At 64.0% G+C, this 19,998-nt stretch carries 21 protein-coding genes and 1 pseudogene; 14 read left to right on the top strand and 8 right to left on the bottom strand.

The features are described from left to right. Position 1: 1 nt before the first annotated feature. Together QMK34_RS21005 and QMK34_RS21000 are read left to right on the top strand one after the other, a co-directional pair. Positions 2–886, top strand: a complete 885-nt coding sequence (locus tag QMK34_RS21005; protein ID WP_326415863.1) for an aminoglycoside phosphotransferase family protein — start codon at positions 2–4, stop codon at positions 884–886. A gap of 235 nt (positions 887–1,121) precedes the next feature. Then, positions 1,122–1,700: a TetR/AcrR family transcriptional regulator gene (locus tag QMK34_RS21000; protein ID WP_326415862.1), complete on the top strand. Its 579-nt coding sequence runs from the start codon at positions 1,122–1,124 to the stop codon at positions 1,698–1,700. Positions 1,701–2,205: 505 nt separating this feature from the next. On the opposite strand, the gene QMK34_RS20995 is transcribed toward QMK34_RS21000, so the two are convergent. The 5 genes from QMK34_RS20995 to QMK34_RS20975 form a co-directional block, all read right to left on the bottom strand. Then, a complete protein-coding gene (locus QMK34_RS20995) occupies positions 2,206–2,901 on the bottom strand; it encodes a hypothetical protein (protein ID WP_326415861.1) in 696 nt (231 codons plus the stop codon). Between the two features lie 292 nt (positions 2,902–3,193). Beyond that, on the bottom strand, positions 3,194–3,442 hold the full coding sequence (locus tag QMK34_RS20990; protein WP_326415860.1) for a hypothetical protein: 249 nt from the start codon (positions 3,440–3,442) through the stop codon (positions 3,194–3,196). A gap of 241 nt (positions 3,443–3,683) precedes the next feature. Beyond that, a complete protein-coding gene (locus QMK34_RS20985; protein WP_326415858.1) occupies positions 3,684–4,049 on the bottom strand; it encodes a hypothetical protein in 366 nt (121 codons plus the stop codon). Next, complete coding sequence (locus tag QMK34_RS20980) at positions 4,042–4,266, bottom strand: hypothetical protein (RefSeq protein ID WP_326415857.1); 225 nt, start codon at positions 4,264–4,266, stop codon at positions 4,042–4,044. Before QMK34_RS20980 ends, QMK34_RS20985 begins: the two co-directional genes overlap by 8 nt. Positions 4,267–4,491: 225 nt before the next feature. Continuing rightward, entirely contained in the window at positions 4,492–4,854 is a 363-nt protein-coding gene (locus tag QMK34_RS20975; protein WP_326415856.1) for a hypothetical protein, read from the bottom strand. Between the two features lie 590 nt (positions 4,855–5,444). On the opposite strand from QMK34_RS20975, the gene QMK34_RS20970 reads away from it, so the two are divergent. The 6 genes from QMK34_RS20970 to QMK34_RS20945 all read left to right on the top strand — a co-directional run bounded on the left by QMK34_RS20970 (position 5,445) and on the right by QMK34_RS20945 (position 9,911). Beyond that, positions 5,445–6,299 (top strand): helix-turn-helix domain-containing protein, encoded by an 855-nt coding sequence (locus QMK34_RS20970; RefSeq protein WP_326415855.1) that lies wholly within the window; start codon positions 5,445–5,447, stop codon positions 6,297–6,299. Then, positions 6,296–6,505, top strand: a complete 210-nt coding sequence (locus tag QMK34_RS20965) for a DUF397 domain-containing protein (protein WP_326415854.1) — start codon at positions 6,296–6,298, stop codon at positions 6,503–6,505. The genes QMK34_RS20970 and QMK34_RS20965 overlap by 4 nt, the downstream gene beginning before the upstream one ends. Positions 6,506–6,697: 192 nt before the next feature. Next, a complete protein-coding gene (locus QMK34_RS20960) occupies positions 6,698–6,946 on the top strand; it encodes a hypothetical protein (protein WP_326415853.1) in 249 nt (82 codons plus the stop codon). Positions 6,947–7,477: 531 nt separating this feature from the next. Then, positions 7,478–7,789, top strand: coding sequence for a putative ATP-grasp-modified RiPP (gene tgmA / locus QMK34_RS20955; protein WP_326415852.1), 312 nt, complete (start codon positions 7,478–7,480; stop codon positions 7,787–7,789). Further along, entirely contained in the window at positions 7,777–8,763 is a 987-nt protein-coding gene (locus QMK34_RS20950; RefSeq protein WP_326415850.1) for an MvdC/MvdD family ATP grasp protein, read from the top strand. Before tgmA ends, QMK34_RS20950 begins: the two co-directional genes overlap by 13 nt. Beyond that, positions 8,760–9,911: a methyltransferase domain-containing protein gene (locus QMK34_RS20945; protein ID WP_326415849.1), complete on the top strand. Its 1,152-nt coding sequence runs from the start codon at positions 8,760–8,762 to the stop codon at positions 9,909–9,911. The genes QMK34_RS20950 and QMK34_RS20945 overlap by 4 nt, the downstream gene beginning before the upstream one ends. Positions 9,912–10,121: 210 nt before the next feature. On the opposite strand, the pseudogene QMK34_RS20940 reads toward QMK34_RS20945, so the two are convergent. Beyond that, positions 10,122–11,906 (bottom strand): annotated as a pseudogene (locus tag QMK34_RS20940) (IS481 family transposase); the annotation flags it as partial. Between the two features lie 98 nt (positions 11,907–12,004). On the opposite strand from QMK34_RS20940, the gene QMK34_RS20935 reads away from it, so the two are divergent. Beyond that, positions 12,005–12,190, top strand: a complete 186-nt coding sequence (locus QMK34_RS20935) for a hypothetical protein (protein WP_326415848.1) — start codon at positions 12,005–12,007, stop codon at positions 12,188–12,190. 95 nt (positions 12,191–12,285) lie between these two features. Here the strand turns inward: QMK34_RS20935 and QMK34_RS20930 are convergent, their stop codons facing one another. Then, positions 12,286–13,146, bottom strand: a complete 861-nt coding sequence (locus QMK34_RS20930; RefSeq protein ID WP_326415885.1) for an alpha/beta hydrolase — start codon at positions 13,144–13,146, stop codon at positions 12,286–12,288. A gap of 62 nt (positions 13,147–13,208) precedes the next feature. Then, positions 13,209–14,474 carry a DUF6545 domain-containing protein gene (locus QMK34_RS20925; RefSeq protein ID WP_326415847.1) on the bottom strand — a complete coding sequence of 422 codons (1,266 nt, stop codon included), beginning with the start codon at positions 14,472–14,474 and terminating at the stop codon, positions 13,209–13,211. A 262-nt stretch (positions 14,475–14,736) separates the two neighbouring features. On the opposite strand from QMK34_RS20925, the gene QMK34_RS20920 reads away from it, so the two are divergent. From QMK34_RS20920 to QMK34_RS20900, 5 genes are all read left to right on the top strand, one after another. Next, positions 14,737–15,903 carry a metal-dependent hydrolase family protein gene (locus QMK34_RS20920; RefSeq protein ID WP_326415846.1) on the top strand — a complete coding sequence of 389 codons (1,167 nt, stop codon included), beginning with the start codon at positions 14,737–14,739 and terminating at the stop codon, positions 15,901–15,903. Positions 15,904–16,010: 107 nt separating this feature from the next. Next, positions 16,011–16,412, top strand: a complete 402-nt coding sequence (locus QMK34_RS20915) for a hypothetical protein (RefSeq protein WP_326415845.1) — start codon at positions 16,011–16,013, stop codon at positions 16,410–16,412. Between the two features lie 239 nt (positions 16,413–16,651). Next, positions 16,652–17,014, top strand: coding sequence for a hypothetical protein (locus QMK34_RS20910; protein WP_326415844.1), 363 nt, complete (start codon positions 16,652–16,654; stop codon positions 17,012–17,014). A gap of 504 nt (positions 17,015–17,518) precedes the next feature. After that, on the top strand, positions 17,519–18,913 hold the full coding sequence (locus tag QMK34_RS20905; RefSeq protein WP_326415842.1) for an FAD-binding oxidoreductase: 1,395 nt from the start codon (positions 17,519–17,521) through the stop codon (positions 18,911–18,913). 25 nt (positions 18,914–18,938) lie between these two features. Further along, the gene (locus QMK34_RS20900; protein WP_326415840.1) at positions 18,939–19,988 is read left to right on the top strand and encodes an amino acid--tRNA ligase-related protein; all 1,050 of its coding nucleotides are present in this window, start codon (positions 18,939–18,941) and stop codon (positions 19,986–19,988) included. Positions 19,989–19,998: the final 10 nt, after the last annotated feature.

The following is a 19,998-nucleotide window of genomic DNA, read 5'->3' as shown; positions in this document are numbered from 1 at the left end:
CGTGTCCCAGACGATCCTCGCCGACGCCTGCCGTCAGGTCGGTATCGGCGCGAGCCACGCGGAACCCATCCATCTGGGTGAGAACGATATCTACCGGCTCGAGGGCGGGGTGGTCGCCCGTATCGCCCAAGCCGGCCAGAGCAGCGCGGCGGGCAGGGAAGTCGAGGTAGCACGCTGGCTTCAGCGCAACGACATCGCGGCGGTCGAGCCGCTCCCTGACGTCACCCAGCCCGTGGACGGCAGCGACGGCAACGGGACAACTCGCCCGGTCACGTTCTGGCGTGAGCTGCCCGACCACATCGACGGCAGTTACCCCGACATGGCCACCGTCCTGGTCCACCTTCATTCGCTCGCAGTTCCTGACTTCCTGCTTCCCTTGACACCGTTTGTGCGTCTCGATGAACGCATCGATGAGGCGGTGACGCTGTCACCAGATGATCGACGCTGGCTGCAAGGGCATCTCGTGGAGTTGAAGGGTCGCTACGCAGACTTGCCGGCTGGGCGGCCCGATTGTGTGCTCCACGGCGATGCCCACAACGGCAACATCGCGCACACCAGCGACGGCCGATCGATGCTACTCGATCTGGAACGTGTCGCCGTCGGCCCGCCGGAGTGGGATCTCATGCTAGCAGCGTTCAACCACGATTCGGTGGGCTGGCTCGATGATGTCGGCTACCGGGCATTCTGCGAACGCTACGGGTACGACGTGCGCGACTCGCCCCGCTACAAGCTCTTGAGAAACATTCGCGAGTTCCGCAAGGCACTCTTCGCCGCTCAGCAAGCAGGTAGCGACCCCGCGCTCACAGACCAAGCGGCGCACCGCGTCGCATGCCTACGTGGCAACCAGGGCCAACGTCCCTGGCGGAACTGGCATCCGCTCGAGTAGCAGCCCGCTTCCGCGTGCAGCTGGCCGACGTGGCACTACGGCTGCACCGTCGGCCGTCTGCTGTGGACATCGCTACAACGAACCCCTGCGCACAGGCGTCATCAGAGTCGTATTCGGGAAATGCCGCCTCGCTTCGTCAGGGATGGGCCCTATGCTGGCTGGATGCCTAACGTTGATGATGACGCCTCGGTAGCGGACGTTCCCGTTCGCCGGGGTCGTCCGTCATCCGCCGATCTTGAACCAGGAGAAGATCACGAACGCGGCGATCAGTATCGGGTTCCTGCAGCTCACCATGACAAACGTTGCCAAGCGGCTCAAAGTACGGCACACCGCGCTGTATCGCTACGTGCCGTCACTGGACCATCTCGTGCTTGCGGCAATGGAACGGCTCAACAACGACATCGCGTGGCCCGGACAACTGACCGTGACGGAGTGGCAAGAACAAATTCTTGGTCTGTTCACGACACTGTGGACGGTCGTGACCAGCAATCCCGGCCTGGCGAGGGAACTGTTCTCACCCCGGCAAAGCCCACCACCGTTGTTGAAGCGAGTCGAGCTACTCTCCGCCGAATTGATCGCGATCGGACTTCCCGGCGAGGACGCGAGCGCCGTCATCTCAGCACTGCTGCACTGCACTGTCGGCAGCGTACCGGCAACGCCTGCCCCACCCGACAGCGACAGCACGTCCACCACTGCCGTAACCTGCTCCGCGACCTGGATATGGCGCCAGCAGATGGACTTGATCCTTGACGCTGCGGTGAGCCGAGTCCACGACGTGGACCACCGCGACATGACGCCTTGTCGATCAGTCTGACACCGCGTCTATGCCGCAATGAGGCCACGAGCTGGCCTTCACCTGCCGGCATAGACCCGTTCCTGACCGGACGGGACCGCCTTCACAGGGATCGCGAAACGCTGTGGCAGACCGGGTGCCTTCCTGGACGGGCGACGCGACCTGCATGGGGTTAGATTGCTGGCAGGTTTGCCTAGTGGCAGCCGATTCGGGTCAGTTCGGCGGCGGTCTGGTTGTCTCTTGGTTCGATGGCGTGGCCGAGCCTGTCTGCGCGCACCCAGGACGGCGAGGATCCGGCAGCCCAAGCGAAGTGCAGTTCGGCACCGTCGCGTGCTCGCAGGGTGGGCGTGCCGCTCTGCAAGCGCACCTCCGTGCCGACGCCGTGGCTCCAACTGGCTCTTAGCCGGACTCGGCGCGGTCGGCGTGTACGCCGTCAGCAACGGGCCCGCGGGGCAGCCTCAGGCCCCGTAGCGCTCCACAGAACCGGGTCGGCGTGCATGTGCCACCGCCGACCCGACAATGCCCCCTATTGCTCACCGGTACCCTTCCTGGGTCGAGCAGTAGGGGGCGCTTTTTCATGTGACGAACTGGTTGCATCGTTACCGATGGTCTCTAGCACGGCGAAGTAGATTTCTTCGGCGATGTCGTCGGAGACTTTGTATCGTTCGGCGATGTTTTTCGGCGCGTTGATGCCAGCACGGTCAAGACCGGAGGTGTGTTTTTCCATAATGTCGGCGAAGATCAGTTGCGTCGACCGAAAGACGTGTTGCTCGTACTTCTTACGGACGATTCTGCGCGGCTGTTTGCGCCGTGGGCCGCGCTTCTGGGGCCCTGGTGGGATGAAGGTTGCCGGGGGATGCGCGGAGATGGTCCGGCGATCGCTGGTGACGAACCCTTGCAGTACGAGAATTGTGATGGCCCTGCTGACCGTAGTCTGATGGATGTTGAATTGATGGGCGATCTTTTGCTGAGATGGTAGCCGCTCGGTCAGAGTCCGGTCGGTGATCAGTTCAGCAATATCGGCAGCCAAGGCGGCTAGCAGGGTCACGGGTAGGCCGCTCTGCTGTACGGCGACGTACCTCCTACTACGCTTGACCACGAGTCCGCGCGCTTCCAGTATCACAAAGGCGTTGCCGACGGTTCGACCCGAGACTTTGAAGCGCTGCGCCAGCGCCGAACTGGTGGGAAGTACGTTGTGCCAAGGCGATTGTTCGTCCTGCAACTCTAGCTCTACGAGCCGCGCTATTGCATCGGCCAGTGTGGGTGTGGGACCCAGGGGCGGCATCTGAGTATCTTTCATCGAGTCGGTACGTCGGTCTGGTCTGGTGGGCTTGATCGGTGTTCGTTCTCGTCCAGGTGATCAAGGGGGTCGAACAGCTGCCACATGGGCCGTAGGGCTCCGCGCTCAGCATCGGTCATGTGTTGACGGGGCGGGCGGTATGGTTCATGAGTTCCACAAGACCCTTGGCGTCGCGTGGTCACACGATTTCTCCCGCTGGCAGGGAAGTCGAGGTTCAACGACGGCGGATGCGCCCGGCCCGCCGCCGGGCGTCCTGGGCGACACGGAATCCGTAGTACACCGCGAGAACCATGATGAGGACCTCCGCGGCGGACCCCAACTTGTAACAGTCCTCGTCGCGCCCGCTCAGCACGCCCGAGTTCTGGAGCGCAACGCACAGGAGCGCGAGAACCCAGCAGAGCACACTACACAACGCGGCAAGCCCGAGACCCGCGTTGATGCCCTTCCCTACCGGCCCGGTCACGACGTCACTCCACGCGCGTACGGGGCCCAGTCAGATGCGGCGGCGCTCATAGCTTGCCTCTCGTAGATAGTCGGTGCGGGACAGATGCGTGCCGCCAATCCCGGCTGGGGGGCTGGCGGCATGCACCTAACGGCGCTGGTCGACTTGTCGGGGGAAGGGGTCGACCAGCTATCCCCTCGACGACGTCAATCGACGAGGGGAATCCTGATGGCTAAAATTCGCAGCCACCGCAGGATGACGCTCATGGCGCAACTCCGACGAGCGCGGGGGGCGGATCCAGTCGATCCGTCGGCAGGTCCGGCAGGTACCCGGCAATCCGTTCACGCTCGCGGTCATTCCGCCAGTGCCGTACCAGGGCGATCTGACGGCGGATCGTCGGCGGCATGGGCAGCGTGCCCGCCCGGTACGCGATGGACATCTCCTCGTCCGGGATGTCCTCCACCGTCACCGCGATTCCGAGACGGGTGCACTCGTCGGTGAGCCAGCGAATCCAGGTGGACAGCAGGCCCTCAGTCCACTCCCACGGATAGGTACAGACCTCTCCGTTCAGAATTCGCTCCGCGGCCTCTGCCTGGTTGATCACCACCAGTGGCGGGGCGTTACTCATCGTCCGGCCAGCGAACCTGCACGAGAAGCACGTTGGGACCCGCCCAGGCTGACACCTCGGCCTGTCCCTCGGTCAGGGCCGTGTACATCGCCTCCAGCATCGCTTCCGTGGTCACGGGATCGCCCCGGTGTGCCGCCCGGCAGCGCTGCGCCATCTCGTCGAACCCCGGCACGTCGGTCTGCCTCTCGTCGTCCGACACCGGGAAGTCGTCGCTCATAAGCGTTTCGACATCGCGAACAGAGTGCCTGGCCTGCGGGATCCCCAGCCGCTCCACTGGGCTCATCGCCTTTTGTCCAGCAGTATTCGCCGCATGCCGCGACGACCAGCCGCCCAACGCGCCTTGCGCCGACCCTTGCGAAGTGTCGAATCTGCTCGTACCCCGGCACGGGCTTCGCGGAACTCGTCAGCCAGCTTTCGCAGCTCGTCGTAGCTAGTGTGGATTTCACGGCTCATTGCCTTCCTCTGCGTCCCACGCGAGCACCGCGAGGACGACTGTCTCTATGGAGCCCTTGACATGCTTTCGAGTAGGCGGCATACCGCCTCCAAAATGCTCGCGACCCCAGATGCCTTCGCCAAGCGGGTAGCGGGCAGCATGCGACTCACTGGGTGGCGTCTCCCGCGCCAAGAAGACGTTGTCCTCGTAGCCCGGTCGGCAGAACCGGCACGTAACCACGGTGACCGTTTCCGGCTCGTCGCCGAAGTCGAAGTCATAGCCGCGCTTGGTCGCAAGCTTGAGCGCCTTAAGCTCGCAGGGAGTCAGCCAACTCGGGAACCCCGTCATGACGATGCGCTCGCCGAGTGGCACCCCGGACGCTGCGCTGGCGTGGGGGAACTCGCGCAGCGCCCGAGGGTCTGAGGAGCGCTGGAGCGCGCTCTGTGGAAACCGCGAACATGTCGACGGGTGCACCTGCGGATCGGGAGCGGGGCAACCGGAGGGACCGCGGCGTCCGGCTCTGCCGTCAGCGCATCGGCGGCGTGTCGGCCAGGCCGCCGCCACCAGAGGATCACCCCGAGTTTCGCCACGAGAGCCCTGGTCAGGGTGCCCTCCCGCTCCTCTTGGTGCCACCAGACCTGCGCGGCTCCGATAGCGGCGACCACCAGCAGCACGGCGACAACGCCGACGACGGCATCTCCGTCCGCAATTGCCTGCCCGAGCGTCTTCCTCATCCGCCGTCTCCTCAGTGCCTGGGATCGATGCCGCCCCCCAGGCGGGCAGGGGTCGAGTTCCCTGCCCGCCTTCGGCTGGCCGACGACGTCGCCAACGGTTCACCGAAACCGCGCCAACGACTGACTGTCATCGATCCAATACTTCGAGGTTAAACCGACGCACAAGCGTCTTGCAATACTCCAATAGTGCGCGTGTGCGTCTCTTTGGTTGGGCGCTATGCTGCCCGCATGGCTGCTTCCACACGCGCAACGCGTGCCCTCGGCGCGTTCCTCCGCGAGTTGCGTATCGCCTCCGGACTGTCGGCGATCCAGGTTGGTGAGTGCCTCGACCAGAGTCACAGCACCGTGAGCAGGTACGAACGCGGCGACCTGCGCGTGATCTGGGCAACCATCACGACCCTGGTGAAGCTCTACGGCGGCGGCAAGGCGGAGTTGGCAGAGGCCAGGCGCAGGTATGAGGCGACCAAGAATGAGCCCAAGCCGGTACGTCTGGCGCGGGACACTCATCCGGCGTTTCGCCGTCTCGTCAACGAAGAGCGCGTGGCGGCGGGCATTCGACTTGTCGAGCCGTCAGTCATGCCCGGTCTGGCCCAGATCGAGCCGTACACACTGGCGCTCGGAGACCAGCTCCACGACCCTGGTTCCCGATCAATGGCGGCCAGCACCATTCGCCTCGGTCGTCAGCAACGCCTCGACCGCAGCGAGCCCAGGCCCTTGAAGCTTCACGCGGTGATTGACGAGATCGTCGTCACGCGGCTCGTCGGCGGACCCGCCGTCCAGCGTCAGCAGTTACTCCACATCCTCGACCTGATGGGCCAACAAAACGTCACAATTCAGGTGGTGAAAGCCGCGGCCGGCGCTTATGGGGTCACGAGCGGCGGCCTCCACATCATCGACTACGAGGAAGCGACAGAGCCCTCGGCGGCGTACTTCGAGTACCCAGCGGGAGCAGCCTTCGTGGAAGATGAGCACGACGTACAGCGGTTCACCGAGAAGTTTGACCGCGCCGTACGCGCCGCTTCGTCAACTGACGAGACGGCGGAATTTCTTCACCAACAAGTAAGGGCGTTAGAGCAACGATGAAGAACATAGATGTGCACTCTCTGAGCTGGAGGAAGTCGAGCTACTCCGGCGAGGACCCCAACAAGACCAACTGTGTCGAAATCGCGTTCGCTGGCGGCCACGCATTCGTCCGGGACAGCAAGGACCCGAGCGGCGGCATGTTCCCTGTGACGGGGACCGGATGGGCGAACCTGGTTCGGTTGGTCGAAACAGACGAGGTCGGCTGACCTCGCACTATTTTCGGCGGTAGACGGGCTCCTGGTGCAGATCACGCACCAGGGGCCCGCCCCTCAGTCAGTCGAAAGGGTACCTCTGATGACATCGTCTGCGCGTCGCGCGCGTGAGCAGGAGTCGATTCATGCCATGCTCCCATGCAGCCACCCCGCTAATTCGTAGTCGTGTACCCGCAGGGCGGGCACGTGCCCATGCTTCGAGTCGTCGCCGAGGCGATCACCGAAGCCGGAGCGAAGGCCGAAGCGCGGGCCGAGCTAGTTGACCACTTGGCGAAGCAGGATGATGAGGCCCGCCGATCCGCCGATCCGGAGGACTACAGGTTCGTGATCAACGGCCTGATGCTGGACACTGAGGACAAGGCACCACCTGTCCCCACCTACCGCTACGAAGTCAACGGCATTCTCCCAGAGTCGTGGTTGAACCGGCCCGAGTAGGCAGACTTCTGCGCTGCTTACGAGGCCGTCAGTCTGGGCACGTTAGGGATTCTGGCCCAGGCCGCCGCGAAGCCCGAGATCCCGTACCTTGTCTGGGCAAACATGAGGGATGCGATGGAGGCGGGGCGAGCGTGACCGACTACGACCAATGGCAGGGCGTCGAACGAGCGAATCACTACGTCCTACTCCGTCACGCCGGGGATGGCACGGTCGCCATGGTGCCGTTCCACGACAAAACCGCAGGCGAAGCATGTGGGCAGTCCGGCCTTCGACACCGGTGGGAGTTCCTCACCGTCATTGACGGCGAGCCTCTCCCGATGACGCCGGAGCACGTGGAGCAACGCACCGCCCAGGACCAAGGCACCTGGGCTGGCCACCCCGGGACAATCGCGGTAGCAGACCCTCATTCCCACTGAGCTCACCGGCCAGCCATATAAGGCCACTCCAGGTGCGTTGCGAGGTGCAGTCAGGTGAAGGTCAGCTGGTGGCCTTGTCTGCGCGGATAGGATTCGACACGCTGCCAGGATGAGAATGACCGCAGAAAACCTGTGCGACAGCAACCCGCTCGCCAGCGCACCGCTGACAACGGCGGTGCCAGGCACACGAGCAACGGTGTCGCCCAGCGATCAGGTCGTGCCGTTCGCCCTGGCCCGAACCGTGCCGCTTCCCCGCCTTGTCCGGGCGCCGCGTACCGCGACCTACTCACCATATCTGCAGGTCACCGTGGACGCCGAGCATCGGCCCCTGACCGAGACCATGGAACGAGAGTGGACGTCGGTTGGGTCCGAGGACTCATCAGAGGAACATGGGCACACCGAGGAAGTCTGGGGGTGGGAAGGCTGACGCGCTCACGGACGGTCGCGCTGTTCGTTCGGGACAGCGACCTCACCGCCGACCCGATTGTCACCGAACTGACCGCACGGGGCACCGCTGTGTTCAGGGTGGACTTGGGACAGTTCCCGCAGCGGCTGGCCGTCGACGCCCGGGTCGACGGCACCGGCCGGTGGGAAGGTTACCTCGCCACCGAGCATCGCCGCGTCGAGCTGAGTGACATCCGCGGTATCTGGTACCGCCGCAGCAGCCAGTTCGACTTCCCGGGCACCCTCGCCCCTGCGCACCGGGCCTACGCGGACGCCGAGGCGCGCTTCGGGCTCGGCGGTGTCCTGGCCACCCTCGACGCGGTCTGGGCGAACCATCCCAACCGCTCCGCCGACGCGCAGTACAAGCCACTGCAGTTGTCGATCGCACGCCGCTGCGGACTGCGGATCCCCTCGACGCTCATCACGAACGTGCCCGCCGCCGCAGCCTCGTTCGCAGCCGACCTCGGCCCGGACGCGGCTGTCACCAAGTCACTCGGCGCCAACATCGTCCACAGCGACGACCAGGCGCGTGTGGCCCATACACGTCCCCTGCGCGACCTGAACCCGGACACCTTCGCGCCGGTAGCCGCTACCGCGACACAGCTGCAGGCCCGGGTCAGCAAACACGAGGATTGGCGTGTCATCGTGGTCGGTGAGCAGGTGTTCACCATCGCGATCCGCACCGACGACCCGGCCGCCTCGATCGACTGGCGAGCCAACATCAACGCGTTGACCCTCGACTGGATCTGGACACCACCCGAGTTGGAGAAGAGCCTCCTGCGCTACGCCGAGAACCTCGGGATGACGTACCTCGCCGCAGACTTCGCCGTCGACCAGGACGGCCCGTGCTTCCTCGAGGCCAACACCGCCGGCATTTACGGTGGATTCGAAGCCCGAACCGGAGCACCGATCACAGCCGCCATCGCCGACCTCCTCACCGAGCGGAGCAGTCGTTGACCATCATCACCGATGCCACCTGGCGCACCTATGCCCGATCCCTGGCCGACGACCTGCGCGACACCGGCCGGATCCGCTCCGCTGCCTGGCACGCCGCAGTGACCCGCGTACCGCGACACGTGCTCGTTCCGCGCTACCTCACCCGCCAGCCAGACGGCACCGCAGCCGAGCACGACTCCAGCGCACCGGAGAACCTCCCCACGGTCTACTCCGACACAACACTGGTCACTGCCTACACCGGACCGCAGCCGCTGTCGTCGAGTACCCAGCCCGGACTGATGCTGCGGATGCTGGAATCCCTCGAAGTCCACCCCGGCCAGCGAGTCCTGGAGATCGGTACCGGCACCGGCTACAACGCCGCCCTGCTCACCGAACGGCTAGGCGACGACACCAGCGTGGTGTCCGTCGATGTCGAACCCGACCTGGTCGACCAGGCCCGCTCCCGGCTCGCCGAGCTGGGTCACCACCCGACGCTGCTCACCGCGGACGGCACCTGCGGGGCACCCGCACTCGGCCAGTTCGACCGCACGATCGCCACCTGCGCCGTGTCACGCATTCCCACGGCGTGGATCGACCAGGCCACCACACATGGGATTCTGCTCGCAGACTTGAAGATTTCCCGCAGCGCGGGCAGTCTCGTCCGGCTCACCAAGATCGGCGTCCACACCGCCGAAGGCCGCTTCGACCCGGTGTACGCCTCGTTCATGAATGCCCGATCCCACGCCGGCCGCCGAGACCCGCACTTCCGCCCCGTCCGCGACCCTGCCGACGCCACCGCACGCACGACCACGCTGCCCACCGCAACCCCATGGACAGCCCTCGTTCCGTGGTTCCTCGCCGCCATGACGCTCGGCAGCCACATCGAATACGGCTACACCTCCACCCCCGCAGACCAGCCGCCGACGTCCACGTGGCTGGCCACCCCAGACGGTTCCTGGGCGCAGATCGCCCTCGCCGTTGACGACGCCGGCGGTCGGCAAGTCCTCGAAGCCGGTCCCCGGCGGCTGTGGACGATGGTGGAAGACGCCCACGCGAGGTGGAACGCATTGGGACAACCAGGGTGGAGTCGCTTCGGACTCACCGTGGACGCCGACGAGCACACCGTCTGGCTCGACGAACCGTCGTCGAGCACCAGATGGGTTCTGTAGGGTCTCACGACTGATGTCGTAATCTCACGATCGATGTCGTACGGATGTCGTATGCGACATCGCGGTGAGACTGGCGCGTAGGTGCTGCTGCCGTGGGCCGTTCGTGTGGTGTTGCCGACTCGCTGGTGCTGTATCTCACTCATCGCTACCCGCGGCACTTCCCCGACCGCGCGGGGGAATCGCGCTCAGCGCCTCGTCTCGTATCTGGTCAGGACCACGCCGCCGGGTGTGATGTGAGGTTTCTGTGCGAGCGTGCAAGCTCAATTCCTCGCCGTTGAGCAGCACCCGAAGGTGGGTGTCCTCAACGATGATCGTGACGGTCTTGCCAGCGTGGGTGCGGCCGATGCGGATCTGCTGGCGGGTCACCATCACCACCCCGTCTTTGGGGACGCGGCGTTCCACCCGGATGGGTCCCGCGGGTGGCGGCGGGACAGGGTCGGCAGCCACGCGGGCTCCGCGCAATCGGGTGCGTTGCTGCGCGGTGATGGTCGAGGGCAGGGTCTTGGCGAGCGCGCCGTCACAGATGACGTGGATCAGGTGGCCGTCCAGGCGCAGCGTGACCCGCTTGCGGGCCAATTGAGTGCCGAGGGCGAGTTTGGTGAGACCGAGTTTGACGTTGCCGCTGCTGTCAACGGCACGGTCGATCTCGATCGCCGCGCCGGCCGGTAGAAGGTTGTTGCTGACGGTTGAGGCTGCCGGTGGTGCTCCGGCGGGGTTCGCGCCGCGGAGTTGCAGCTCGTGCAGGTCGGTGGCGGTGAGGTTGGATGCGACGGACTTCACCAGCTGACCGTCCATCAGGAGGTGGATGGTGTGCTCGTCTGCCCAGACGTGAGCGAGCCGTCCGGCATGGGCGGCCTTCATTTTGATGCGCTGTATGCGGGGTAGAACGCTGAGCAGGCCACTGTGGGCGATGACGCTGTCGAACTCGACCGCGTTCGCGCTCACCGCAACGATCACCGTCGAAGCCGGCGCTGTGGACCCGGCGGTTGTCGCGGTCTGATCCGCGGCGTCGTGCTGTGATCCCCGCGCCCGCGGGGTAGGCCCAGCGATCGTTTCGGTCCGTGTCGGGCGAAAGAGACTTGCCGGGGTGGCCATCGCGAGCGACTGGTGCGGCCTGCTGTGGTTGTAGGCGTAGACCCAGGAATCGATCGCTGCCTGGGCTGCAGGCATGTCCGCGAACTGTCCGAATTGGTCGAGCAGCTCGCGGCGCAAAGTTTTGTGCCAGCGTTCAATTTTCCCTGTAGTGGTAGGTGATCGGGGTTTGGTCAGCCGGGCGGTGATGCCGTTCTCCCGGCACACCTTCTCGAACATCACCTCGGCCGGGCGGGGTTTGGTGAATCGGCCGGTGAACTGTTTTCCGTTGTCTGTCAACACTTCTGATGGGACGCCGTAGTTGCGCATCGCGGCGGTGAACGCCGTGCAGACGGATCTGCCGTTGGGTACGGCGACAACGGTGGCGATCACTACGAAGCGGGAATGGTCATCAATGCCGGTGACCATCTTGCATTCGCGTCCGTCGGATAGGTAGATGCCGCCGACCAGGTCCAGCTGCCACAGGTGCATCGGAGCGGCGCGTTGCCAGCGCCGGTACTTGCGCTTGCGGTCCTGTTCCTGGTGGTCCACCAGCCCGTTGCGGGTCAAGGCTCGGTGCACCGTCGCTTGTGAGGGCACCTGCTCGATCCCGCGACGTCCCAGTTCGAACACCAGGCGCCGGGCACCCCGCTGGGGATGGGTGCGCCGCAACTCGCACACCAACGCTTCAGTGTCGGCTGGTAGTCGATTCGGGCTGGTCCGTGGCCGTCGAGACCTCTCCTGCAGGCCCGCGGCCCGGTCCCGCTCGTAGCGGGCCTTCCATCCGTAGATCGACTGCCTCGACGCTCCGTACCGAGCAGCGACCTCAGCCACTCGCGCCCCGTCACGAACCTCCTGCACAGCCCGTAAACGATGCTCTGCCAGCCAAGACCCTTTGGGCGCATCAGGTTGATCGTCCGTCACAACGTGATCAACGAGCGCCGACTGTCAAGGATGTGCCGAGTACGAACTGTCCAAGAAGTCCTGAGACTTCACAAAACCCCTCAGACCTGGGTAATTTCATGAGCGCTGACACCCTTGCCGACAGAGCGGATTTCCCACTTTCGCTTGCGTTTGAGCAGTGTCTTCACAGCCTGTTCGACCGACAGCACCATGCCGCTGGGCAGCGTGATCCGGAGGTTCTTCTGGACTCGCAACACATGGGCTTGCTGATCGGCTTCGAAGTTCGTCGAAGCAGGATGCTGTGACGGGCTCCGGTGACTCGTGCTCGGAGCCAGTCGGCACTGTTCTGAAGTCTGCCTTCGACAGGATGGAAGAACAGCGAGAAGGTTGACGAGCCGCTTTACAGGCGTCCGAGCCACGCGAGGATATAACGCGAAGCTTCGTCGGACGGCGAGAGGACATGTCCCCAGCTGGGGACAAGGTGAGTTGTCAGTCTGGTGCCTCGTAAGAAAAACCGTGCTTCGTGCTCTGACAGGTTCAGGTTGTCTCGGCATCGCCCGGCCTGCGCACTTGCAGGGCAGAACGAGTTGTCCTGTTGCCCGGAGATCACCAGTATCGGCGGGACCGAAACGGTCATCGGGGTCGTCCACATCTCGCGTGCGTCAGCCAGTTCCGCGCGTGACCAGATCCCCTTTGTGTTCTCATCTTGGCGCAAGAGGTCTGCTGGGCTTGCTGGAGACCACCACAAGTCCCCTCGCCGACCGGGTACCGTGGTGATCCAGCCGTCATCGAGGTCGGCGAATCGAGCTTCGCGGTTCGCTGCATGGACGGCGCCGGGTGGCACGGCCACATCGGCAAGGTCGGGTGCGTGCACCATGCCGGTGAGCGCTATCCCGGACAGGTCGGCGGCGATTTCTGGGTGGCGTCGGCATGCGTAGAGGGCAAGGGCGGTCCCGGCGCTGTGGCCGACGAGCACAACCTGGTCGAGCGGTCCGTATTTGCCTCGTTTGAGGTCATGCAACAATGTCACCAGGGCATCGACGACAACAGGCGCTGTCGGTTGCTCGGAGAACAGGCGTGTCGAACTGCCATGGCCGGGACGGTCGATGCTCAACGTTGCCCAGTTCGCCTGCCATGCGCGGTTCGTGTAGGAGTACTGTTCCGCCGGTGTCATGGACCAGTATCTGCTGGTGAAACCTGCTCCGTGCACGAGGACTTGCACCCCCCGGGGTTGCGGAGGTTTGCACAGCTCGCCTCGCATGTAGGCGGAACCGATACCGATCGAAATATCCAGGCTCAAGGACGTTATCGGTGGCGAGTGCATCACGGCACCTGATCATACCGCGATGCGGACCCCCTTGCTCTCGGTCTCTGAGGCCTGCTCGATCCGGTGCGCTCCGAGGGAGTAAGGCGGGTATTCGCCGAAGGCGCGATCTTGTCGGCAAATGTCCGGACCGCCTGAGACCGGGTCATGCGATAGAGCGCCAGGAAGTAGCGTGTCTCCCAGTGTATGGTCGAATCGGCCGCCGCCGCGCGGGGCAGCCACTCACTTCCGTTCACCTCGTGCGTTTTGGGTGCGTTCATCAGTGCCGCACGGTGGGCGACCTTGAGCCAGCAAGCCGTGGTGACCAGCTCAGGGTGTTTGGCGTGCGGGATGGTTTTGGCGTAGTCGTCTGCCTGCGTGAGCAGGCCGCTGAAGGCTTGTGTGTCATACAAGTAGAATATGCTGTCTCGTACTTCGATTACGCGCCGGTGCAGGAGTTCCCATGAACTGTCAGCGCCAAATATGTCGCGCCAACGAGATTTCGTCGATGTGAGCGCCAGTTCTGGAGTTGCGTTGCGCAGCCATCGCCAGAACGAGTAGAGTCGAATTTGCCGGTAATGGTAGAGGATCGCCTTATGGAGGGGTTCCACTGCCACGAGGACACAACCCAGTGGTAAGAGAACGAACCGAGCTGTGCTCAACACCACTGCGATCTGGGACAGTGCCGGCGCTATGGGCGTCATGCGCTCCGCTGTGCGGATGGCCATGAAGGGGATCATGATGGCATCGCCGATCATGACCATCGTTAGAGCTGTGCGCAGGACTTTTCCCTCGACGTCAGCCAAGTTTCGCCACAGTAGCCATGAGGCGGTCAGCGCGGTGCCGACCATGTATGCGGCGGCAATAAGGGCATAAGTGGTGAACGGGCTCAGTTGGGCTGAAGAGGAGAAGCGCATCGCTGGTGGTGTAAGCGCGAAGCAAGTTGACATGCCCGCAGCTGTGACCAGTGCCCAGGTTATCCACGCGGCCCTGCTGTATCGCCACCTCGGCTGAAAACCGGTTATGCGAACGGCGAAGTACAAGGTTGCTGTGATATCAACCAGGCCCCAAAGCCCCTGAAGCAGGTTGCTGAATTTCACAACCCCGGTCAAATGGTTGACTTTTGCCGCGAACCAATATTGGATGATGATCGAACTTGTCGCGAACACTACAAGGATCAGAAACAGGGGTCGCTGCATGCGATTGCGAATCAGATAGGGGAAGCGTATGGCCAGTGTTGTCAGGACGATGACAATGATTGCTTGCCGGGCTGTGTCCTGTAGCATCAATCAGCACTGAATCGCGAATATTCGAACTGGACTGACATCTCCCGTGCTTCCTTCCTGGCTTGTGGCCGACTCTCGTTCGAGATAATCTCAAACAGTTGGCCATAAGTCGAGTCTTGAGGAGAAAATCCACCGGGAGGAGTCCCTCGGATGGACCAGTGTCCGGGGTGGTCGAGATCGGCCGGCGAGTGGGTGCAGTCGGGGAGCAGCCTCGTCTTCGAGTGCGAGAGGCTGAACGATCAGAATTGTCGAGGAGGACCTTGTGCGCCCGCTCGCCATCCGTGCGGCTGGGTTGTTCGACGGGCAAAAATACTTAGCCGGGCCGGTGCTGGTCCTGAGTGAGAACGGCAGCGTCATCGACGTCGACTGCTCTGGTGTGTTGCCCCCGGAGCACGCAGACCTGCTGGACTTGGGGGATTTGACGCTGCTACCCGGACTGGTGGACGCCCACACCCACTTGTCGTGGGAACCACGGGGCAATCCCGAGCACCTCCTTTCCGAGGACAGCGAACGCTTGCTTGCGCGGGCACGCCTGCATGCCGACCAAGCCTTGTCGGCTGGGATAACTACGCTACGCGATCTCGGTAGTCGCGGCTTCGACCTGTTGAGCCTGCGGGAGGACTACCGGCGCGGACGCGCAGTGGGGCCTGAGCTGCTGGTCAGCGGGCCGCCGATAACTCCGAGCAATGGCCACGGTTGGTTTCTCGGCGGGGTGGCGGACAGCCTCGATCAAGTCATCGCGGCAGTAGCGGAGCGAGCTCGCAGGGGCGTCGACTGGGTGAAGGTGATGGCGACCGGTGGCTTTACCACCCAGGGGTCGGACCCGGCCCGGCCCAGTTACGACTTGGAAACGATGGCGGCCCTCGTGCGAAGCGCACATGCGCACGGGTTGCCGGTGACTGCCCACGCGCACGCCACCAGTGGTATTGCCGCTTTGGTCGAGGCCGGCGTCGACGGCATCGAGCACTGCACGTTCTACACGAGCCGGGGTGCCGTCTTGGACTCTGCGCTGGTTGAAGCCATGGCTGATCAGGGAATCCGGGCAGGCATCACCCTTGCACGTCCTCAGGGCGCACCGGAGCCGTGGATTCAGGAGATCCTCGATTGCGTCGTACCCCATGCTGGTGAGCTGATGAAGGCCGGCGTGCGCGTCGCTCTGTGCACTGACGCCGGCATCAATCCGGCCAGACCGCACGACGTGCTCCCTGCAGACCTCGTCTACGCCGCCGATCGCGGCCTCACCGGCCTCCAGGTCCTTAGGGCAGCCACGTCGGTGGCTGCCGAGGTGTGCGGTGTGGGGCACTGCAAGGGGCGTATTGCGCCCGGGTACGACGCGGACCTGATTGCGGTCTCCGGCAACCCGCTGCACGATATCCGCGCCATCCTTGGAGTGCGTGCGGTGGTCCGCGCCGGGCAGCGCGTGCGCTGACGGAAGGGTTCAGCGGGCCGTCCGGCGAACGAGCGGAAGGTCGCTCCGCCTGTCCAATGCAGTGGATGGTGGATGTTCCTGGTAGGGTGTCACTGGAGGTAGGAGCGATGAGCACCGTCAACTCGGAGAGTTCGACCGCTGGTTGGCTCGCAGGCACGGTGCGGAACCTGCTGGTCGAGAAGTATGGCGATGGGCGTGTGCCCGGCGTGCGGAGGATCGCTGCCGACATCCGAGCGGCGAACGATGGCGAAACCATCTCGCATGGGCACATCCACAACATCCTGACAGGCGAGGCGGAGAACTTGATGCAGAGGACCAGCAATCTGCTGGCTCGATTCTTCGACAAGCACCCCTCGTACTTTTACCCGCCTGCTCGGCTTGCCGAGCAGGATCCGGACTCTGTACGGGCGCTGGCTGCCAGGTTTGCGACCTTCGATGCCGATCAGGTGGAAGCGATCAAGCAGGCGATCGAGATCGTGACCGCCCAGGCGAAGCCCCACGAACGGTAGTCCGATCAGGGGATTCGACACCTTCCGGGTTTCCATGTCGCGAGGGGCTGGTAAGGATGATGTCGAGCAGGAAGTGTCCCGAGGGAGGGTGGATGCGAAACCTGGAGTCCTCGAACCGAGGGCACGAGGCGGCCGCTGCCTTGGTCGGGCAGCTTCCGCCGCTACCTTCTCCGTGGAGTATCCGGGAGCTGTGCGACCGATTGGCCGCACAGCGGCAACGGGAGCTTATGCTCCATCCCATGACTCTGTCGGCACTCCCGCTTGGACTGTGGTACTTCGACGGCAAACGCGATCACATCATCTTCCGGGCCGAGGCGACCGGTTACCACCGCGATCACATTGTTCTGCATGAAATCTGCCACATGCTGGCGCGACACAATCATGTCCTTCGGCGAGGATTCGGCCAACACAAGGGTACCGTGGAGGGAAGTCTCGCGGCATCGCTTGGCCACGCTATGCACAATCCATTCACCGATGCTCAAGAACAGTTGGCGGAAACCTTTGCGACGCAGGTCCTGAAGCAGGTCAACCGGATTCTTCTTAAATCGGTAAGCGACTTCGAGCGGCGGGCGACAAATATGTTCAGCGGAGTTGACATCTAAGCGGGGGAGTCGCCCATTTCGTCTTCGCTGAAACGTCGATATTTCGCAGTCTCCTCAGGTGTCAGTCGGATGGCTTCTGCTTCGTGACGCCGTCTAGTGAAGTGTCCAATCTGCTTGACGGTCGGCGAAGTTGGCTGCTACGCTCATGATCGCAGCTCGATGGGCGGTAGCTTGTCGGGAAAGCATCCAAGGGGAGGCGGCTTTGCGTGTCCAACGGTATTGGCTCCGTGGGGAAAATACCCATAGGCTTGCCTTGGCGAATGTTGAGCTCTTTGCATTGCGAGAAGAGATCGCATGGCTCGCGAGCAAATGATCGGAGCGCGAGGTCGTACGTGCCCGGCCCGCCATCTGTGAGATGAATGCCTGCGGCGCATATGTTAGGCACTTTGGCTTCAAATACGAAATTTAGATCACTTTCTGCGCACGCCCGCATGTGTGCGCAGAAAGTGATCTAAATCTGTGCTGTTCTGCGCCTGTGGTGTCGCTACTTGAAATGGGTCCGGTATGCGCGAACCTCTATTGAAGTCGATCAGCCCGCGCTCGCTGCTGGGTGACCGTGCCGTCTGGCCGGGTGACGAACAGTACGACATGCAGCGACGTGTCTGGAACGGCGTGCACGATCGTCGCCCGGCAGTGATCGCTCGGTGCGTGAACGCCGACGAGGTCAGCGGGGTCCTGCGGTGGGCACGTTCCGAAGGGCTCGCGGTCTCGGTACGCGGCGGTGGGCACAACGTCGCCGGATCTGCTGTCGCCGACGACGCTGTCATGGTCGATCTCACGCTCATGAACTCGGTTGACGTCGATCCCGTGGCCATGGTGGTGATGGCCGGGGGTGGAGCCTTGCTCCGTGATCTCGACGCGGCGACGACGACGCACGGACTGGCGTGCCCGGCAGGCGTGGTGTCCCACACGGGCCTGGGTGGACTGGCCCTCGGCGGCGGATACGGCTGGCTTGCCCGCAAGTGGGGGCTGACCTGCGACCACCTCGTTACGGCCGAGGTCGTCCTTACGGACGGCTCGATCGTCGAGGCGTCGCTGGCCGACCATGAGGACCTGTTCTGGGCGCTTCGCGGCGGCGGCGGAAACTTCGGCGTCGTCACGAGGTTCACGCTTCGGCTGCGCAACGTCGCTCCGGTTGTCCACCAGACAGGCGTGTACGCACTTGCCACGACAGAGGAAGCGCTGCTTGCTTATGCCGCGTTCGCTGAGCAACAGCAACTGGACCTGCACACGGTCGGCGCAGTGAAGACCGCGGGCCACCACGAGTGGATACCGGAACGACTGCGAGGCAAGCCGGCTCTCTTCCTCACCGCCGGTTGGTTCGGGCCGGAGCCCGACGGTCCCGACGCGATCGCGCCGCTGTTCCGGTCGGTGCCGCCGGACGGGCGACTGGACCAGGTGTTGTCCTACGCCGCCTTGCAGGCGTTGGGCGACCACAGCGAGCCAGCGGGAAACCGGTACTTCACCAAATCCTGCTACCTCGGCGACGTCACGAGCGCTGCGGCGGCCGCACTCGTCGACGCGGGCCACGCGATCACGTCACCGTTGTCGAGCATCGATTTCGAGTTCCTTCGCGGAGCGATCGCGGATGTTCTCGATGTCGAATCGGCGTTCCCCAACCGGGACGCGCCTTACATCGTCACGGCATCGGCGCAGTGGACGAACGTCGGCGAGGACGCGACGCACGCGCGATGGTCGCGGCAGACGGTCGACAGCCTTGCCTTGTGGCAGCACGGTGGCGCGTACGTGAACTACGTCCAGGACACGCGACACCAGAGCACCATGGACCTCTACGGCGATAGTCGCTATCGCCGGCTGGCGGCGACCAAGTCGCTGTACGACCCCGAGAACGTCCTGCCGCACAACCAGAACATCCCTCCGGTCGTGACGAGGCCCTAGCCCACGGCACCAGAAAGGCAGACGCGTGAACCCCACTGTGACTACTGTCGAGCCGCCCGCCAACTGGGGTAGCAACGATCTGACGGCGTTGGCTCGATCCCTTGGATCACCCTGGTACCGATTGGTCGGCGACCTGCACGACATCATCCACGTGACCACCCAGCGGTACGCGAGCTCTCGCGGTGTGAAGAACCTTTTCCTGCCCGTGACTACCCGCACCGTGACGTGTCCGACGGCGTTGGGGAGCGACTCCGAGCCCGTGCCGGTGACCGTGAGCGGCGTGAACACCTATCTCGCCGACTCCATGCAGTTCGCCCTTGAGTACGGCTGCCGAGTCGCGCCGGGTGGTTGCTACACGATCATGCCGTCGTTCCGGGGTGAGAACCCGGACGAGACGCATCTCGGCCAGTACACGCACAGCGAGGCCGAGATCCCCGGCGACATGAATGCCCTGATTGACTACGTGACTGGCTACGTCCAGGCGCTGGCGGGGGCGATTCTCGACGGCGTCGGCGACCGGCTGGCGGACGCGCGTGGTGATGTTTCCCATCTCATCCGGATGGTCGAGACGAAGGGGAAGTTCGCCGAGCTGACGTTTGACGAGGCCGTTCGCACCGTGGCCGACGTCGACGGAACCATCCGGGACGAGGGCGAGTGGCGCACGCTCACCCGGAAAGGCGAGCGACTGCTGATGCAACGCGTCAGCGAATTCGTCTGGGTGCATCACTTCGAGAGTCTTGCCGTGCCGTTTTACCAGGCGTTCGGTGACGAGACCGGGACGACGGCCAAGAGCGCCGACCTGTACTTCGGCATGGGGGAGGTCGTGGGTTCGGGAGAACGCCACACCAGCGCGGAGGAACTGCGGAAGTCCATCGCGCTGCACGGGGTCAACGAGCAGGAATATGCCTGGTACGTCCGCATGAAGGAGGAATTCCCGATGCTGACGTCCGGATTCGGGATGGGCGTCGACCGGTTCCTGATGTGGGTGCTCAAGCACGACGATATCCGGGACATGCCGTTGATCTCGCGCACGGACGAACTGAAGTCGTGGCCGGCGTCCGTCACCCGCCCGTGACCAGCCGACC

This window comes from Amycolatopsis sp. H20-H5, assembly GCF_035828755.1.
GTDB lineage: Bacteria > Actinomycetota > Actinomycetes > Mycobacteriales > Pseudonocardiaceae > Amycolatopsis.
Note: the sequence above shows the minus strand (reverse complement) of the source record. Positions and strands in the feature narration are given on the sequence as shown.

What these genes read in the sequence shown, in the direction of transcription:
- QMK34_RS20915 (WP_326415845.1), top strand. Translation starts at nt 16,011, where the DNA reads ATGAGCACCGTCAACTCGGAGAGTTCGACCGCTGGTTGGCTCGCAGGC.
- QMK34_RS20905 (WP_326415842.1), top strand. Translation starts at nt 17,519, where the DNA reads ATGCGCGAACCTCTATTGAAGTCGATCAGCCCGCGCTCGCTGCTGGGT.
- QMK34_RS20910 (WP_326415844.1), top strand. Translation starts at nt 16,652, where the DNA reads ATGACTCTGTCGGCACTCCCGCTTGGACTGTGGTACTTCGACGGCAAA.
- QMK34_RS20935 (WP_326415848.1), top strand. Translation starts at nt 12,005, where the DNA reads ATGAGCGCTGACACCCTTGCCGACAGAGCGGATTTCCCACTTTCGCTT.
- QMK34_RS20970 (WP_326415855.1), top strand. Translation starts at nt 5,445, where the DNA reads ATGGCTGCTTCCACACGCGCAACGCGTGCCCTCGGCGCGTTCCTCCGC.
- QMK34_RS20925 (WP_326415847.1), bottom strand. Translation starts at nt 14,474, where the DNA reads ATGCTACAGGACACAGCCCGGCAAGCAATCATTGTCATCGTCCTGACA.
- QMK34_RS20965 (WP_326415854.1), top strand. Translation starts at nt 6,296, where the DNA reads ATGAAGAACATAGATGTGCACTCTCTGAGCTGGAGGAAGTCGAGCTAC.
- QMK34_RS20985 (WP_326415858.1), bottom strand. Translation starts at nt 4,049, where the DNA reads ATGAGTAACGCCCCGCCACTGGTGGTGATCAACCAGGCAGAGGCCGCG.
- QMK34_RS20930 (WP_326415885.1), bottom strand. Translation starts at nt 13,146, where the DNA reads ATGCGAGGCGAGCTGTGCAAACCTCCGCAACCCCGGGGGGTGCAAGTC.
- QMK34_RS20980 (WP_326415857.1), bottom strand. Translation starts at nt 4,266, where the DNA reads ATGAGCGACGACTTCCCGGTGTCGGACGACGAGAGGCAGACCGACGTG.
- tgmA (WP_326415852.1), top strand. Translation starts at nt 7,478, where the DNA reads ATGACCGCAGAAAACCTGTGCGACAGCAACCCGCTCGCCAGCGCACCG.